Source organism: Marinitoga sp. 1155 (assembly GCF_001021175.1).
Classification (GTDB): Bacteria; Thermotogota; Thermotogae; order Petrotogales; family Petrotogaceae; genus Marinitoga.
Genome location: NZ_AZAX01000028.1, coordinates 15,188 through 33,098 on the forward strand (window position 1 = coordinate 15,188; position 17,911 = coordinate 33,098).

Here is a 17,911-nt window from a genome sequence, read left to right on the forward strand (position 1 = left end):
TTTCAAAAAAAATTTCAAGGGGGTCTAGTATGCAGGATAAATTATTTAAAATTACACTACTAATTTCCATCCCTATTATGTTTATTTTATTAATATTTTTATTGCCAAAAGTGTTTTCTGGAAATTTAATTTTAAATCCAGTATTAATATCAATTGGACCTTTTCAAATTAGATGGTATGGTTTATTGATAGCTACAGGAGTATTTTTGAGCATTTTTTTAGCGAATGATACTGCAAAAAAATGGAATATTTCTGAAAATGATTTATTTAATGCTATTATAATCGGTCTTATTTTTGCTATTATCGGTGCTAGATTATATTACGTTATATTTAATTGGGATATATATTCAAAGTTACCTTTTTCAGAAATATTTAAAACATGGCATGGTGGCTTGGCGATTCATGGAGGTATTTTGGGAGCGTTACTTTCTGTATTTTTATATACTAAGATGAAAAAAAACCTTACCTTTAATTTTTTAAAAGGGCTTGATTTAATGGCTCATGTTCTTCCGTTAGGGCAGGCAATTGGTCGATGGGGCAACTTTTTCAATTATGAAGCATATGGTAGTCCTACCGACTTGCCCTGGAAAATGTATATACCATATTCATTCAGAATGCCTGGATATGAAAATTTTAAATATTTTCATCCGACGTTTTTGTATGAATCTATATGGGATCTGGTAATATTTTTATTTTTATTTTATTATGCAAGAAACAAAAAGAAATTTGATGGAGAAATAATATCGTTGTATTTAATTTTATATTCTTTAGGAAGAGCATTTATAGAGATTTTAAGAACAGATTCACTAATGTTTTTAGGAATGAAAGTTGCAGTATTAATAAGCATTTTATTTATAATATTTGGAGTATTTTTATACTTTTATTTAAAAAAACAAGCTGTATCTTCAAAAACAAGTATCAAAAAATCACATTAAAATTAGACAAGAAATATTCACTAATTAAGGAGGGAAAATATGAAAAAGGCATATATAGGGAAAGCTATGGATATTGAACCAATTACATATGACGATGGTATAAAAGTAAAAAAGGCTCATAAAAGAGTATTAATAGGAAATAAATTAGGAGCTCCAAATTTTGTGATGAGATTGTTTGCTCTGGAAAAAGATGGATATTCCCCAAGGCATTCACATAATTGGGAACATGAAGTTTTTGTTTTAAAAGGGAAATTGGAAGTATTTGATGGTGAAAAATACGTTGTTGCAGAAGAAGGTGATTTTGTATTTGTTCCGCCGAATGTAGAACATCAGTTTAAAAATATAAATGATGGTGAAAGTCAGTTTATTTGTGTAATACCAAAAAGTGGAGGAGAGTAATAAGTGAGATTAATAGATACCCATTGCCATTTGAATCTTATAGAAAATAAAGAAGATATAATAAAATCATTTAAGGAAAATAATGTGAATTTTGTTATTGAAGTTGGTATAGATATTGAAAACTCATTTAAATCTTTAGAATTAGCTGATAATCATAAAAATATATATTGTGCTGTAGGAATACATCCCAATGAATCAAAAAAATTATCAAATAAAGATTTTGATACAATTAATATATTAGCGAAAAATGAAAAAGTTGTTGCTATAGGTGAAATAGGACTGGATTATTATAGAGAATATACTACAAAAAACGAACAATATTATTCATTTGTAAATCAATTTAATCTAGCTAAAGAAAATAAATTGCCTGTGATTTTGCATATCAGGGATGCATATGATGATGCATTTAATTTAATAGTAAATGAAGGAGTTAATGAAGATTTAGGTGTTGTTCATTGTTTTTCATCTGATTGGAAAACAGCAAAGAAATTTTTAGATTTAGGTTTTTATATTGGAATAGATGGCCCAATTACATTTAAAAACAATTATAAATTAGTTGAGGTTGTAAAAAATACTCCTGTTGAATATATATTGCCAGAAACAGATTCTCCTTTTTTAACTCCTGTCCCTTTTAGAGGTAAGAAAAATAATCCTATTTATACAAAATATATAATAACAAAAATAGCTGAGATAAAAAATATTAATCCTGAAGAATTATCGGAAATATTTATAGAAAATGCTAAAAAACTTTTCAAGAGAATAAAAATATAATAGCCTTGCGGCTATTATATTTTTATTTTATGATATGATATAATATAGGTTCTCTAAAAAGTCTCAAATGAAACGAAGACTCGAAGATTGTCCGTACACGCTACCGCGGGTATTGGTTTAAATATTTTTGATTTTATAAAAAATCTAAGCGTGAATGAAAGCCGTCAAAATTACATTGATGTAATTGAGCGAAACAATACACGATGTATTGTTTGAGCGATGGCTGAAAATGAATAATTTTAAGGATAATTGCTGTCTGAGTGAATTTGTTTAGACGTTCTAATATTTTTGTTTTATGATATAATATTATAAAAAAGAGAAATGAGGGATAATGTGAAAATATTAAAAAAACAGAGAAACAAAATTTATACTATTAGCTTAATAGGAGAATTTACTCTTTATGATGTTCATGATTTTAATAATGAAATTTCTGAATTTATTAGAAAAAAAGATATAACAACTATTATAATGGATTTTTCCGGACTCACAGCAATAGATAGTACTGGAATTGGTCAACTAATTTCTTTTCAAAAGAAGTTAAATGAAAAAGGAAAAGAATTGATATTGATTAATATGGATGAAAAAATTCAAAAACTTTTTGCCTTATTAAAGCTACAGGAAGTTTTTAATATACAAAAATAAATAGGAGGTTTGTTTATGAAAATATTAATTTTTTTTATTGCTATAATGATTTCTTTATTAGGGGTATTTTTTTCTTCAATTCCAGTTCTTCCTATTGTATTAGAAGCTTTAGCAGCAATAGTTTTTTCTATGATATTTGAAAAAGGAAAATGGTTATATTTGATTTTATTTTTTGTAGTTTTTATACTTGTTGTAATTAATTATATGCCGTCCTTTGAATTTGTTCTAACTATAAAATAATTGAATCGGAGGGGTATTAATGCTAAAAACTTTAAAATTTGTTTTTGAAAAGGAATTAAGGCAAAAATCGTTTTATTTGATTTTTATTTCGATTTTGCTCTTTCTTCCGGGAGATCTAGGAAATTTATTTGCAGTACTATTTGCATCAACTTTATTTACAAAAGAACTTGAAAATAAAAATTTTTCTCTTATGTCAACTCTTCCTGTATCAAGAGCTGATTTATATTTGTCATATTATATATTTGGAGCAAGTTTTTTATTGTTTTCAAAAAGTATTTATTATGGTATAACAAATAATTCTGATTTTTATGGTCTTTTTAGTTCGCTACTTTTTTTTGCTTTTTTTTATAGTTTGAGTATTTTATCTTCAATAAAAGGATTAGGTGGTATTTATATTCCAATTTTTGTATGGTTGATTGATTTGTTTTTAAAATCTAATAATTTAATAAAAGATTATAGTCTTGTAATACAAAAAAATGTGTTTATAAATATATTATCTACTTTTTTGTTTTTTTCTACGATGATTATTTTCCATTTTTCGGATTCTTCTAATTACACAAAAAATAAAAATAAATTATTTACCATAATAAGTTTAGTATTTATTTTAATTATAATATCGTGGATTATAATAAAATCATTGAGGTGAAATTATGATAGAAGTTATAAATCTGGAAAAATCATATGGGCCAAAACCAGCTTTAATTGATGTGAATCTTACAATAAATCCAGGAGATATATACGTGTTGGTTGGACCGAACGGTGCTGGGAAAACAACAACTTTAAAATGTATATATGGAGATTTAAAGCCTGATGATGGTGAAATTCTTATTTTCGGAAAAAAATTGAATAAATTCAGAAAGAGAAATATTTCGGTTTTATTGGAGGATAAAGTAACTTTTAAAGGATTATATCCATATGATTATGCTGAATTATGGAAAATTTTATACCCTAATTGGAATGATAAAAAATATAAAGAATTAATGATGGAATTTAAATTGCCAATAAATAAACCTGTACATGCATTTTCTTCTGGTATGAAAACGCTTTTTTATATAATTCTAATGTTTTCATCGAGGCCGAAAATTATGATTTTAGATGAACCTACACAGAATATTGATCCTGTAAAAAAGGATAAGATCCTTAAAATGCTTAAAGATTTTGTGTCAAATAAAGAAAATATCGTTATAATGTCTACTCATCATATAGAAGAAGTCGAGTTAATAGCCACCAATTTTGCAATAATCAATGCAGGAAAAACAACTTTTGAAGGTAATATAGAAAAAGCTTTATCAGAACATAAAATTGTAAAACAAAGTGAAATGACAGAAGAAATGGAAATAATTACACCGCTGGATGAAGGAATTCTTGTGAAAACTGATGAAAATATTGGTAGAAATCCTGACTTTAGAGAAGTTGTTTTAGGATATTTAAAAAAATAACCCATATTTTGGGTTATTTTTTTTATAGGTACTTGTAAATAATAAGTTTTTTATGTTATAATATGATTATCAAAAAAATACTTATTATTAAAAATTAATATTTAAGTTTCTTGTTTTTTACATTATTTTTTAAGGGAGGGATAGTATGAAGAAGTTTTTATTGGTATTACTACTTATTGTATCTCTGTTAGCTTTTTCTTCTAAGGTTTTAGTTGTTGGAACTACTGACAAGATTAGAACTCTTGATCCGGCAAAATGTTATGATTATTTTTCAAGCAACATTCTTCAAAATGTTTTATCAGGTCTTGTTGATTATGAAATTAACACATCAAATTTAATTCCATCATTAGCTCAAAAGTGGGAAGTTTCTCCTGATGGGTTAGTTTACACATTTTATCTTAGAAAAGACGCTAAATTTGATGATGGAACACCTATTGATGCATCAGTGATGAAATATTCCATTGATAGGGCTATGAAATTAAATGGAGACCCGGCATTTTTATTAACAGATATTGTTGAAAGTACAAAAGTAGTGGATAATTACACATTCCAAATAAAATTAAAATATCCATTTTCTGCTTTTGTATCTGTATTAGGATATACAGTTGCATGGCCTGTAAATCCAAAATTATATCCGGAAAATGCTTTTTATGAAGGAGCACCTTCATCATCTGGTCCATATAAAATTACAGAATGGATTAGAGATGTAAGAATTGTATTGGAAAAGAATGATAAATATTTTGGTCCAGCACCAAAAACAGATAAAGTAGTTATTACTTTTTATGAAAGTGCTGCAACACTTAGATTAGCTCTCGAAACAGGGCAAATTGATATAGCATTTAGACACCTTGATCCAAGGGATATTAATGATTTAGAAAACAATCCTAATATAAATGTTTTAAAAGGTAGTAGTCCTCAAATAAGATATTTAGTATTAAATACAAAACAAGCACCTTTTTCAAATCCTTTAGTCAGAAAAGCTATAATGTATGCAGTTGATAGACAGAGAATTGTGGATGATGTTTTTGTTGGTCTTGCTCAGCCTTTGTATTCAATGGTTCCAATGGGGATGTGGAGTCATAAGGATGTATTTCCAGAAAGGAATTTAAGAGCTGCTAAAAGATTATTACAGCAGGCTGGTTATTGGACAGATAAACCTTTAACCATAGATTTATGGTATTCTCCTACACATTATGGAACAACAGAAGCAGATGTTGCTCAGGTATTGAAAGAATCATTGGAAGAAACGGGTATTATTAAAGTAAATATTAAATATGCAGAATGGTCTACATATGTGGATTATTTCTTGAATGGAACAATGGGTTTATTTTTATTAGGTTGGTATCCAGATTATATAGATCCTGATGATTACTTGTGGCCATTTTTGAGTATAAATGGTGCAAAATCCATGGGTAGTTTTTATGAAAATCCTGTTACAGAATCAATTATGAAAGCTGCAAGAATATGTGTTGATCAAGAAGCAAGATCAGAACTTTATGCTCAAACTCAAAATCATTTAGTTGTTGATGTTCCGAATATTCCTTTATGGCAGGGAGTCGCTGTTGTTGCTTCACAAAAGAATATAAAAGGTGTATTGTTAGAACCAACACAAATTTTCAGGTATTATCTAATCGAAAAGAAATAATAAATTCCCCGCCAGATGGCGGGGTTTTTAAAAGAGGTGATAATTTTGTCCTTAAAAGATTATATATTTACACGTATTTTATTGGCTATTCCTATGATGTTTATATTATTAATCGTAATATTTTTTGTTTTAAGAATTATTCCTGGCGACCCGGTATTAGCTATTTTAGGAGGTAAAGCTCCACAGGAAGTTATAGAGCAAAAACGCCATGAATTGGGTCTTGATAAACCTATAATAATTCAATTTTTTGATTATGTTGGAAATTTATTAAAAGGAGATCTTGGGAAATCTACACTTACATCAAGACCGGTATGGAATGAAATAAAGGATAGATTTCCTGCAACCGTTGAATTAACCTTATTTGCTTTCATTGTTGCAGTCTTAATAGGTGTTTTTTGGGGAAGTACTGCAGCGGCACATCGCGATGGAATTATTGATGTTACTGCAAGAGTATATGCTGTTTTTATTTATGCTATACCTGTTTTCTGGTTTGGATTGATGATGCAATATTATTTTGGTATGGTTTTAAGGTGGCTTCCAGTTGCTGGAAGATTATCCCCTATAGTATCTTTAGATACTAAAACGGGATTTTTCCTATTAGATTCTTTGATAACTGGGAATTGGGAAGCTTTTATTGATGTATTAAAGCATTTATTAATGCCTGGTATAACATTGGGATTAGTTATTTCGAGTATATTTTTGAGAATGGTTCGAAATAATACAATACTGATGTTATCTCAGGATTTTTCTACGGCCGCAAGGGCACGAGGAATCAGCCAAAGAAGAATATTATATAAACATGCATTAAAAAATGCTATGGTTCCTATATTAACTGTTATGGGACTTCAATTGGCTATTTTATTAGCTGGTGCTGTTTTAACTGAAACAACTTTTTCGTGGCCTGGGCTTGGAAGTTATCTTGTTATGAAAATAAGATATAGAGATTTTCCAGCTATTCAGGGAACTATAGTGTTTTTTGCGTTTTTCGTCATTGTTATAAGTATTGTTGTTGATATAATAAATGCATTAATTGATCCAAGAGTCAGATATTGAGGTGATATTATGGAAGAAAAATTTTATTCTCATAAAATATCTTCTTTTTTTAAGGAGTTATTTAAAACTGGGACTGGATGGATAACGTTTGCTGGCGCTATGATTTTAATATTCTATATTTTAATGGCTATTTTCGCTCCTCAATTAGCTCCATATAATCCAATTCAAAGGGTTGGGAGAGCTTTAAGTGCCCCTGACAGCCAATTTATTTTCGGAACAGATAATCTTGGTAGGGATATATTTAGTAGAATATTATATGGCGCCAGAATAGCTTTATCCATAGCTTTTATTTCTGTTGGTTTTGCATCATTATTTGGAATACCACTGGGATTATTATCTGGATATATCGGAGGACCTTTTGATAGAGTTTTAACGCTGATAATGGATGCAATATATTCTTTTCCGGGATTGATTCTAGCAATAGCTATTGCTGCAGTATTGGGTCCTGGCATGATTAATATTGCTTTATCAATCGCTGTTGTTTATACACCGACTTATTTTAGGGTTATAAGGAATCAGGTATCCAGTATAAAAAATGAGCTATATGTCGAAGGTGCACGAGCGATAGGGGCAAAAAATTGGGAAATATTATTTAAGTATATATTGCCTAATGTATTGCCTTCAGTGGTTGTTGTTCTTTCTATGAATCTTGCCGATGCAATTATGACAGAGGCTGGATTGAGTTTCCTGGGTTTAGGAATAGCTCCGCCTACTCCTGATTGGGGGTATGATTTAAGCAATGGGCAGAGATTTGTTTTATCAAGAGCATGGTGGGGAATATTATATCCTGGTATGGCTATAATAACAATTGTTCTAGGTTTTTCATTATTTAGTGAAGGACTTAATGAACTATTAAATCCTACTATACGTGAGAGAAGGTGATGTTGTTGATATTGCAAATAAAAGACTTAAATATAAATTATGAAGTTAAACGAGGATATGTTAGTGCAGTTCAAAATGTGAATATTACGTTGTCTGAAAATGAAACATTAGGGTTAGTTGGTGAATCAGGATGTGGAAAATCCACACTGGGAAAATCATTGTTAAAAATACTACCTAAAAATGCAAAGATTTTAGGAGAAATATTATTTAAAAATAAAAATATAGCAACTTTCAATGAAAAAGAAATGAGAAAAATAAGAGGCAAGCATATTTCGATGATTTTTCAGGATCCTATGACTTCGCTAAATCCGATTATGAAGGTAAAAGATTTATTTCTGGAAACAATAAAAGTTCATTATTCTGAAATTCCCGAAAAAGAAGCTTTAGATATGTCTGCAAAAATTCTATCAGATGTTGGTATAGATCCTATAAGGATGAATGAATATTCCTTTCAATTTTCTGGTGGTATGAGACAAAGAGTTATGATTGCACTTTCTTTGGTTTTAAAACCTGAAATAGTTGTTGCAGATGAACCAACTACTTCTTTAGATGTTATTGTTCAAGCACAGATAATGGAAGTATTAAAAAAACTCAAAGATGAGCATAAAATGTCAATGATTTTAATAACACATGATCTTGGAGTTGTTGCAGAATTGGCTGATAGAATTGGTGTTATGTATGCCGGTCATCTTGTTGAATTAGCAACTGCTGAAAAAATATACTATGAGCCAAAACATCCATATACTCAAGCTTTATTAAAATCAATACCAAATACAAATATAGATGATAGAGAGTTGAAATATATACCTGGGGATCTTCCAAATCTTGTTAAACCACCCAAAGGATGTAGATTTGCATCACGTTGTCCATATGCAAAAAATATATGTCATGAACAGGTGCCTCCAGATTTTGTTGTAGATGAAACAAGAGTTAAATGTTGGTTATATGAGAAGGTGAAAGTATGAACGAAGTTTTAATTGAAGTAAAGAATTTAAAAAAATATTTTCCTTTGAAAAGAAGTATTTCAGAATTTTTAACAGGAAAAGAGCAAAAATTCGTAAAAGCTGTTGATGATATTTCTTTCATAATAAAGAAAGGCGAAACACTTGGATTGGTTGGAGAATCTGGTTCTGGAAAAACTACTACTGGAAGAATGGTTTTAAGATTATTGGAACCAACATCTGGAACAATAAAAATAGATGATATTGATATTACTTCACTAACTAATGAAGAATTAAGAAAATTCAGAAGAAAAATTCAGATAATCTTTCAGGACCCTATGGCGGCTTTAAATCCTTATATGAAAATAGGAGAAGCTATACGACATGCTCTTCAAATACACAAAGTAGGAAAAAATTATTCAGAACAGAAAAAAATTGTTTATGAAATTATGGAACGCGTGAATTTAAAACCCGCTGAAGAGTATTATAATAGATATCCGAGAGATTTATCCGGCGGGCAAAGGCAAAGAGTTGTTATAGCAAGAGCTCTTGTTTTAAAACCGGAATTTGTTGTAGCAGATGAAGCAATTGCTATGCTTGATGTATCAGTTCGTTCTCAGTTATTGAAATTAATGATAGATTTAAAGGAAGAATTTAATTTAACTTATTTATTTATTACTCATGATTTGGCTACAACAAAATATATATGTGATAGAATAGCTGTAATGTATCTTGGGAAAATTGTTGAAATTGGAACTTTTGAGGATATATATAGAAATCCCGCGCATCCTTATACCAAAGCCTTAATTTCAGCAGTTCCAGAACCTGATCCTAAATTAAAAAAGAAAAAGATAATTCCTAAAGGTGAGGTGCCAAATGCAGTAAATCCACCTAAGGGGTGTAGATTTCATCCAAGATGTCCTTATGCTATGGATATTTGTAAAGTTGAAGAACCAAAAACAATAAAACTTGATAATCAACATGAAGTGAACTGTCATTTATTTAATAAGTAACCCCCGTTTTGCGGGGGTTATTATAATTTACATTTCATTACAAAATTTTAGAATGCAGAATGAACTAATTTTATATTTTCTTTCTTAATATATCCATTTCTTCTAAATCAAGGTCAACCTTCACAATTATATTTGGATTTGCTGTTTCTATTATCTTTTCTTCCTGCCCTTTTCTCATTTTTATCATTTCTGGCATTATAATTTTTATAGGATCACCTGTAGGCTTTATAATTTCAACTTCTTCGCCTGTGGAAATTTTACTTCTTATTTCCAGAATGCTTTTTCCATCACGACTTTTTCCAAGTGATTTTGCAACAATTTCATGAGTTTTATTGTATGATGATGAATCATAATTCTGTCCATCTACACCTGGATTTCCAAAATAAAATCCTTTTGTATATTTTCTATTACTTACAGAATTGAGATATTCCATCCATTCTGGTTTATATTTATAATTTCCAGAATAGTATAAATCAATTGCTTCTCTATAAACCTTTGTTACTATAGCACCGTAATATATACCTTTCATTCTACCTTCAATCTTTAAACTATCAATACCTGTGTCTAAAATCTGGTCTATAAATTCTATAGTACAAAGATCTCTGGAATTCATTATAAAGGTTCCTCTTTCATCTTCAAAAATTGGATAATATTCACCTGGGCGTGTTTCTTCAACTAAATTATACTTCCATCTACATGGTTGAGCGCATGCACCACGATTCGCATCTCTTCCTGTTAAATAGTTACTCAACAAACATCTTCCGGAAATAGACATACACATAGCGCCGTGGATAAACACTTCTAATTCCACATCGGGAACTTTATCTCTAATTTCTCTAATTTCTTTTAATGATAATTCTCTTGCTAAAATAATTCTTTTTGCTCCCATTTCTTTCCAGACTTTTACACTCATCCAATTTGTATTGCTTGCTTGAGTACTTACGTTGATTTCTAAATTTGTATTATCTCTTACAATTTTAAAAACGCCTAAATCAGCAACAATAACAGCATCAACTCCAGCTGACTCAAGAAATTTTGCATAATCAGCAACTTTTTCTATTTCATTGTTATGAGCGATTATATTTAGAGTAACATATATTTTTTTTCCAAGTGAATGTGCATAATTTGCAGCTTCAATAATTTCATCATTTGAAAAATTCCCTGCCAATGCTCTTAAATTGAAAAATTTTCCGCCAAGGTATGCAGCATCTGCACCGTAGCGGAAAACCATTTTTAATTTTTCCATATTACCAGCAGGGGAAAGTAATTCAACCTTTTTCATTATCTTTCCTCCCGTTTGTTTTTAATTAATTTCAATTAATTCAATTTCAAATGTTAAATCTTTTCCAGCAAGTGGATGGTTTGTATCCATTTTTACTATTTCATCAGTAACTTCAAGGATTTTTGCTAAAAATACATTTCCTGTAGAATCACCTAATTGTACAGTTTGTCCCAATGCTTCATCAATATTTGGTGGGAAGTTCTGTTTTGGTAATTCAAATACTTTTTCCTCAGAATATTCACCATATGCTTCTTTTGATGGGATAGTTATAGTCTTTTTTTCACCGAGTTCCATACCTATGATTGCTTCTTCAAAACCAGGTATTACCTGTCCTGTTCCCAGTGTGAATTCTAAAGGTTCTCTTCCGTTTGATGTATCAAAAACACTTCCGTCATTTAATGTTCCTGTGTAATGTACTTTTACAGTATTACCTTTTTCCGCTTTCATAATTATTCCGCCTTTCTCTTTTTTTCTTTTGCTTTTGAAATAATAGGTTTTCTACCTCTCTTTTTCTTTTTAAATGCCTGTAATATGATTTCTGCTTCTTCAAAAGGTACAGTCATAAATGAAAATTTGTCAAGTATTTTTACATCTTTTAAATATATGTTTTGTATATTTGTATATTCTCTTATCATATTTTTTAGTTTTTCTATAGTTAAATCATCTTCTCTTCCAAGAGCTACAAATAATCGTGTTTTTCCTTTTTTATCAATAGATGATACTTCTTTTATTTCTCTATAATTTCTTTCATCTAATTCATCCTGAAATGCATATTTTAATACTGCAGCTAAAACTTCTTCAGGGTTATTATTTTCAAGCATTTCTCTGGATAAAGAAAGGTAATTATTATATGCATTATGCTCTAAGATACTGTTTATTTCACTTTTAATTCTAAGTTTTTTTGTTTCAATTACATCTTTTATTTTTGGTATTGGTTTCTTTTTAATGTTGCTTTTTGAAATACGTTTAATAAATAATAATTTTCTGTATTCTTCTGGAGTTACAAACGTAATAGCTGTTCCCTCTTTTCCAGCTCTTCCAGTTCTTCCTATTCTGTGAACATATGATTCTGGATTTTGAGGCAATGAGTAGTTTATAACATGAGTTAAATCATTTATATCTATACCTCTTGCAGCAACATCCGTTGCAACCAATATATTAGCTCTTTTAGATTTGAATTTTTTTAATATACGTTCTCTTTGATATTGAGAGAGATCACCGTGTAATGCTTCGGCATTATATCCTCTGTCGATAAGTCTATTTGATACTGTATCTACATCTACCTTTGTTCTACAAAACACTAGTCCGTAAAAATTTGGTTCAATATCAATTATTCTGCATAATGCTTCAAATTTATCCTGTTCAGAAACTTCAAAGTATATTTGTTCTGTTAATTCGGTGGTTAATTGCTCGGGTTTTACAGATATTATTTTATAATTTTTCATATGTCTTTTAGCTAATGAGATAATTCTTGATGGCATTGTAGCAGAGAAAAGTAATATTTGCCTATTTTCAGGAGCTTTTGATAAAATTTCTTCAACATCATCTATGAATCCCATATCTAACATTTCATCAGCTTCATCAAGAATAAAATACCTCACATGACTTAAATCCAGGGTTTTTCTTTTAATATGATCCAAAACCCTTCCAGGAGTTCCAACTACAATATCAATGCCTTTTCTCAACCTATTAATTTGATTTTCTATAGATTGACCACCATAAATAGGAAATACAGTTAGTTTATTATTTCCTTTTAATGAATTAATTTCTTCAGCGACCTGAACTGCCAATTCTCTTGTTGGAGTTAATATTATAGTTTTTACTTTTTTAGATGGTTTTAATTTTTCTATTAAAGGCAGTCCAAATGCAGCGGTTTTTCCAGTTCCGGTTTGTGCCTGGCCAATAATATCAACATCCTGTTTCAATAATAATGGTATTACTTTTTCCTGGATTGGGGTAGGTTCTTCAAAACCTTTCTTTTTTAATGCTTTTAATGTTCCTTCAGATAATCCTAATTCTCTAAACTTTTCTAATTTTACCATTTTCAACCTCTTTCCACAATAAATTTTTCAGGTATTCCAATGCAAGGACATACCCATCGAGTCCTAACCCTGCTATTTGTCCATCACATACAGGGGCTATTACACTGTATTTTCTAAATTCTTCTCTTTTATATATATTAGAAATATGCAATTCAATTTTTGGTATGTTTAAAATTTCCAGAGCATCCCTAATTGCATAACTATAATGTGTATAAGCTCCTGCGTTGATAATTAACCCTTTGAAATCCTCTTTTTGAAGACGGTTGATTATATCTCCTTCAACATTTGATTGAAAAATTTCGATATTTATTCCATTTTTTTTTGACCAGAGATTTATTTTATCAATTAAATCTTCATAAGTGAATCTACCATATATATTGTTCGGGCGTTTCCCTAACATATTAAGGTTAGGACCATTAACTATTAATATCATATCATAAATCCCCCTTAAAATTTTTTATAATTTTTATTCTTAACTCAAACTTTCCAGTATTGTTACTACAAATAATTTAAAATATCTATTTTTTTTAATTCTACATTTCCCACAGTATTAATTATTGGAATTGTAATTTGATTTTTGGATATTATTTTTTTATCATGTAAAATAAATTTTTTTAATTTATTTATATTAATATTCATATTATAAATATTTTCCGGGATAATTTCTTCAAGAAAATCCAGGATTAGTTTTTTATCCTTTATATTAGATCCAAATAATTCAATTTCTTTCTTTATTCCCCATCCTACAGCCAAACCATGTGATATACCTGTAATACTTTCAAACGCATGACCAAATGTATGTCCTAAATTCAAAATTTTTCTTATATTATTATCAAAAGGATCTTTTGATACAATTGACAATTTTGTTTTTACAGAAAATTTTATTATATCCATGATTATATTTAAGTCCCTTTTTTTTATTTTTTTTATATTATCTAAAAATAAAGATATATTTCCATCTATAATCGCTAATTTGAAAGCCTCTATTATTCCCTCATAATAATTCTCGTTTTTTTGAGATATAACAGTTAGTGGATCTATAATTACTTTATCGGGAACTTTAAATGTACCTATAATATTTTTTATATCTTCAAAATTTATAGCATTTTTTCCACCAAGAGCAGCATCTACTTGGGATAAAAGCGTTGTTGGATAAAATATTGTTTTTATTCCTCTTTTGAATGTACTGCCTATAAATCCTATTAAATCTGTAACTGTTCCTCCGCCAACTCCGTATATAGCATCTTTTTTGTTTATATTATTTTTAATTAAATACAGGTATATTTTTTTTACATTTTCAATGTTCTTGATTTTTTCGCCATTTTCCAAAATATACGGATTAATAAAATTATTTCCATATATTTTATTCACAATTTCACTTGTAAAAATGTTTTTTTTATCTTTTAAATCTTCAATTCCCTTAACTTTAAAAATTATTTTTTGAAAATCATTAACTATTTCTGAAGATTTTTTTTCGCAGATTTCATACAATATTTTTGCTGTAGATTCATAAATATCGAAATTTTTTAAATCAATTTTTTTAAAATTTTCATATAATTCTTTTCTTTTATTCCATATATCATATAATTTATATTTTCCATTTTTTAATAATGGTCTATTTTCTGTATCTATTCTTTTTAATAATATTTCAATTGGCACATACAAAAAAAGAGTTTTATGTTTTTTCAATATTTCTCTGTTTTCTTTTTTTAAGATTATGCCGCCACCTGTAGAAATAATGGCATCTTCATTTTCAGTTTTTTTCAATATTTTAGTTTCCACATCTCTGAAATATTCTTCACCTTTTTGAAGAAATATATGATGGATTTTTTTTCTTTCAAGTTTTTCTATCTCTGTATCTATATCTATAAACTTTTTATCTAAAATATCGCTTAAAATCTTACCAAGGGTCGTTTTTCCAGATCCCATCATTCCAATTAAATAAATTGGCATTATTATACCTCCTGATTATATCATTTACATTATCATTGCCGAATCTATCTAAAATACTTTCCATTAATATTAGAGATAAAGCATTCTCGAATATTACAATACTTGCTGGGACAACAGTAACATCAGATCTAATATAAGGAGCCTTTGTCTCCTGTATATATTCCAGATCTATGGAATTTAATGGTTCTCTGAGTGTGGGTATTGGTTTTAAAAATACTGTTATTTCAATGTTTTCACCATTGGTAAACCCAGCCTCTATTCCACCGGCGTTATTGCTTTTTCTTCTTATTTTGTTGTTTTCAATATAGAACTCATCGTGATATTCTTTTCCAGATAGAGAGAAATCCGTATTTCCTATAATTACTCCTTTCACTGAAGGAATAGCCATAAACAGTTTTCCAATTTTTGAATCCAACCTTTCAAATATTGATGAATATCCTCCAATTCCAGGTTTGACATTTTTAGCAATCACTTTTATCAAACCGCCGAGAGTATTACCAGATTTTTTCATTTTGTCTATGTATTTTTTTATATTATTGGAAATTTTTCCATCTTCAGTTTTCAATTCTCCTATTCTTTCTATATAAGCTGAAATTTTTATATTCAAATTATCCAGAAATTGTCTGGCAATATTACCTATTGCAGTTAAAACTACTGTCCATCTTGCACTGGTTCTTTCAGTATATATATTTAAATCCGGAAGTTTATATTTCATATATGCACTATAATCACCATGTCCGGGTCTTGGTACTTTTCGAATATTTTTTTCAGTATTTCTTCCTTTATTTTTTATTAATATTGTTAATGGAGCGCCAGTTGTATATCCTTTCCATATCCCTGATATTATATTAACTTCATCCCTTTCAATTTTCATTCTTTCTCCACGTCCATATCCATTTTGACGTTTTTTTAAATCAGTATTTATCTTATCCATATCTATTTTTAATCCTGCTGGTATTCCAATAAGAGTTCCTATCATAAATTCTCCGTGGGAATCTCCAGAAATTATAAAATTCAATATCATCGCTCCTTTAAAGATATTTATTTTATTAAATTATATCACATATTACATTAAATAGATAAAACAAACTTTTTTCTGAAGAGAATTTAATTGTATTAATATTAAAAAAAAAGGTTCTGAATGAACTTAAATAATTATATTTGCTTTTAATGACAAATAAATTGAAAAAATAGAACTATGAAAAATTTTTCAAAAATGATATAGTATATTGGAATAAATTATGGAGGTGACATATTGTGGAATTTTTTAAAATAGACAAAATTCCTGAGGATTATGATTTTTTAGACATTATGGTAATCGATATATATGGAAAAATGAAACATGTAACTTTACCTAAAAGTTATGTAAGTGAAAAAATTTTCAAAGAAGGTATAGGGTTTGATGCTTCAAATTTTGGTTTCGCAAAGGTTACTGATTCTGATATGGTTGCTATTCCAGATAGGACAAATATGTATTTAGAAATAAATAATAATATGAAAATTGTTCATGTTTTATCGGATGTAATAAGTCCTTCTACTGGAGAGTATTTTGATCAATATCCTAGGAGTATAGCAAAAGAAACTTTAAAATATCTTAAAGATTCAAGAATAGCTGATGATGCAAAAATGCTTGTTGAACTTGAATTTCATATATTTGATGGTGTTGAGTATAATACTTCATCAACAGAATCATATTATAGTGTTGAAAGTTCTGAAGGATTGGGAAATAGCCAATATTATCCGAGAGCAAATGGTTCATCATATCATTTAAATGAGCCATATGATATACATTTTCAATTAAGAAACGAAATCGTTAAAACTTTAGAAAATGCAGGTATTCTTGTGAAATATCATCATCATGAAGTTGGAATGTCACAACACGAAATAGAATTAAATTTTATGAGTTTAGTTGATGCAGCTGATAGTGTAACACTTGCAAAATATTTAATAAGACGAATTGCAAATGAGTATGGACTTTTTGTAACATTTATGCCTAAACCATTATATAATATGCCTGGAAATGGTATGCATGTGCATCAATTTTTAGAAAAGGAAGGCAAAAGTTTATTTGTAGGAGATGAATTATATAATTTAAGTGATTTAGCTTTGAAATATACAGCGGGTGTTTTAAAACATAGTTTGACTGGGTCGTTGCTATCCTGGTCTAATCCAAGTACAAATTCATATAAAAGGCTTGTTCCGGGATTTGAAGCACCTATTTCTGCATCGTTCTCAAAAGGAAGCAGAAGTGCAGCTATTAGAATCCCGGGATATTTAAGCAAAGCAGATACGAGAATTGAATTCAGAACAGGTGATGCTACAGCAAATATATATTTTTTCCTCTCTGCAATGGTTTTAGCCGGAGTGAATGGAATTGAAAATAATCTAGATCCAGTAGATTTGGGATTTCATTCTAAAGGTGAAAACGATAAAGAATTTCCGTTAAATTTAAAGGATGTTGTAAAAGGCCTTGAAAAAGATAAAGAATATTTAAAAACATTTCCAGATTCATTGATAAACAAATGGAAAGAAACAAAAATAAAAGAAGCTAATATGATTTATTCAATACCTGTCCCTAAAGAATTTGAATTATATTTTGAATTATAGATTACAATAACAGCAGGATTTTTTCCTGCTGTTATTGGTAGATATATATTTTATTGTACATGTTCAG

General features: G+C 28.9%; 19 protein-coding genes. 13 read left to right on the top strand and 6 right to left on the bottom strand.

Annotated features, from left to right (window positions below):
- Window positions 1-29 precede the first annotated feature (29 nt).
- The 12 genes from lgt to X274_RS08515 all read left to right on the top strand — a co-directional run bounded on the left by lgt (window position 30) and on the right by X274_RS08515 (window position 9,960).
- Window positions 30-935, top strand: a complete 906-nt coding sequence (gene lgt / locus X274_RS08460) for a prolipoprotein diacylglyceryl transferase (protein ID WP_047266397.1) — start codon at window positions 30-32, stop codon at window positions 933-935.
- Between the two features lie 39 nt (window positions 936-974).
- On the top strand, window positions 975-1,334 hold the full coding sequence (locus X274_RS08465; protein WP_047266398.1) for a cupin domain-containing protein: 360 nt from the start codon (window positions 975-977) through the stop codon (window positions 1,332-1,334).
- Between the two features lie 3 nt (window positions 1,335-1,337).
- Window positions 1,338-2,105 (top strand): TatD family hydrolase, encoded by a 768-nt coding sequence (locus tag X274_RS08470; RefSeq protein WP_047266399.1) that lies wholly within the window; start codon window positions 1,338-1,340, stop codon window positions 2,103-2,105.
- A gap of 333 nt (window positions 2,106-2,438) precedes the next feature.
- Window positions 2,439-2,747: an STAS domain-containing protein gene (locus X274_RS11660; RefSeq protein WP_052913263.1), complete on the top strand. Its 309-nt coding sequence runs from the start codon at window positions 2,439-2,441 to the stop codon at window positions 2,745-2,747.
- 15 nt (window positions 2,748-2,762) lie between these two features.
- Window positions 2,763-2,987, top strand: a complete 225-nt coding sequence (locus X274_RS08480) for a hypothetical protein (protein WP_047266400.1) — start codon at window positions 2,763-2,765, stop codon at window positions 2,985-2,987.
- 19 nt (window positions 2,988-3,006) lie between these two features.
- Complete coding sequence (locus X274_RS08485) at window positions 3,007-3,633, top strand: hypothetical protein (protein ID WP_047266401.1); 627 nt, start codon at window positions 3,007-3,009, stop codon at window positions 3,631-3,633.
- 4 nt (window positions 3,634-3,637) lie between these two features.
- Window positions 3,638-4,426 (top strand): ABC transporter ATP-binding protein, encoded by a 789-nt coding sequence (locus X274_RS08490; protein WP_052913264.1) that lies wholly within the window; start codon window positions 3,638-3,640, stop codon window positions 4,424-4,426.
- A gap of 145 nt (window positions 4,427-4,571) precedes the next feature.
- Window positions 4,572-6,071: an ABC transporter substrate-binding protein gene (locus X274_RS08495; protein WP_047266403.1), complete on the top strand. Its 1,500-nt coding sequence runs from the start codon at window positions 4,572-4,574 to the stop codon at window positions 6,069-6,071.
- 45 nt (window positions 6,072-6,116) lie between these two features.
- Entirely contained in the window at window positions 6,117-7,124 is a 1,008-nt protein-coding gene (locus tag X274_RS08500; RefSeq protein WP_047266404.1) for an ABC transporter permease, read from the top strand.
- Window positions 7,125-7,133: 9 nt separating this feature from the next.
- A complete protein-coding gene (locus X274_RS08505) occupies window positions 7,134-8,006 on the top strand; it encodes an ABC transporter permease (RefSeq protein WP_047266405.1) in 873 nt (290 codons plus the stop codon).
- Window positions 8,007-8,008: 2 nt separating this feature from the next.
- Window positions 8,009-8,971 (top strand): ABC transporter ATP-binding protein, encoded by a 963-nt coding sequence (locus X274_RS08510; RefSeq protein ID WP_047266464.1) that lies wholly within the window; start codon window positions 8,009-8,011, stop codon window positions 8,969-8,971.
- On the top strand, window positions 8,968-9,960 hold the full coding sequence (locus X274_RS08515) for an ABC transporter ATP-binding protein (RefSeq protein WP_047266406.1): 993 nt from the start codon (window positions 8,968-8,970) through the stop codon (window positions 9,958-9,960). Before X274_RS08510 ends, X274_RS08515 begins: the two co-directional genes overlap by 4 nt.
- A gap of 70 nt (window positions 9,961-10,030) precedes the next feature.
- On the opposite strand, the gene X274_RS08520 is transcribed toward X274_RS08515, so the two are convergent.
- The 6 genes from X274_RS08520 to X274_RS08545 form a co-directional block, all read right to left on the bottom strand.
- Entirely contained in the window at window positions 10,031-11,242 is a 1,212-nt protein-coding gene (locus X274_RS08520) for a peptidase U32 family protein (protein WP_047266407.1), read from the bottom strand.
- A gap of 21 nt (window positions 11,243-11,263) precedes the next feature.
- A complete protein-coding gene (locus X274_RS08525; protein ID WP_047266408.1) occupies window positions 11,264-11,689 on the bottom strand; it encodes an FKBP-type peptidyl-prolyl cis-trans isomerase in 426 nt (141 codons plus the stop codon).
- Window positions 11,690-11,691: 2 nt separating this feature from the next.
- A complete protein-coding gene (locus X274_RS08530) occupies window positions 11,692-13,284 on the bottom strand; it encodes a DEAD/DEAH box helicase (protein WP_047266409.1) in 1,593 nt (530 codons plus the stop codon).
- Window positions 13,262-13,717 carry a type II 3-dehydroquinate dehydratase gene (gene aroQ / locus X274_RS08535; protein ID WP_047266410.1) on the bottom strand — a complete coding sequence of 152 codons (456 nt, stop codon included), beginning with the start codon at window positions 13,715-13,717 and terminating at the stop codon, window positions 13,262-13,264. The genes X274_RS08530 and aroQ overlap by 23 nt, the downstream gene beginning before the upstream one ends.
- A gap of 65 nt (window positions 13,718-13,782) precedes the next feature.
- The gene (locus tag X274_RS08540) at window positions 13,783-15,237 is read right to left on the bottom strand and encodes a shikimate kinase (protein ID WP_047266411.1); all 1,455 of its coding nucleotides are present in this window, start codon (window positions 15,235-15,237) and stop codon (window positions 13,783-13,785) included.
- Window positions 15,185-16,255 carry a chorismate synthase gene (locus X274_RS08545; protein WP_052913265.1) on the bottom strand — a complete coding sequence of 357 codons (1,071 nt, stop codon included), beginning with the start codon at window positions 16,253-16,255 and terminating at the stop codon, window positions 15,185-15,187. The genes X274_RS08540 and X274_RS08545 overlap by 53 nt, the downstream gene beginning before the upstream one ends.
- A gap of 239 nt (window positions 16,256-16,494) precedes the next feature.
- Here X274_RS08545 and X274_RS08550 point away from each other — a divergent pair, with 239 nt between their 5' ends.
- On the top strand, window positions 16,495-17,844 hold the full coding sequence (locus X274_RS08550) for a glutamine synthetase beta-grasp domain-containing protein (protein ID WP_231580401.1): 1,350 nt from the start codon (window positions 16,495-16,497) through the stop codon (window positions 17,842-17,844).
- Window positions 17,845-17,911: the final 67 nt, after the last annotated feature.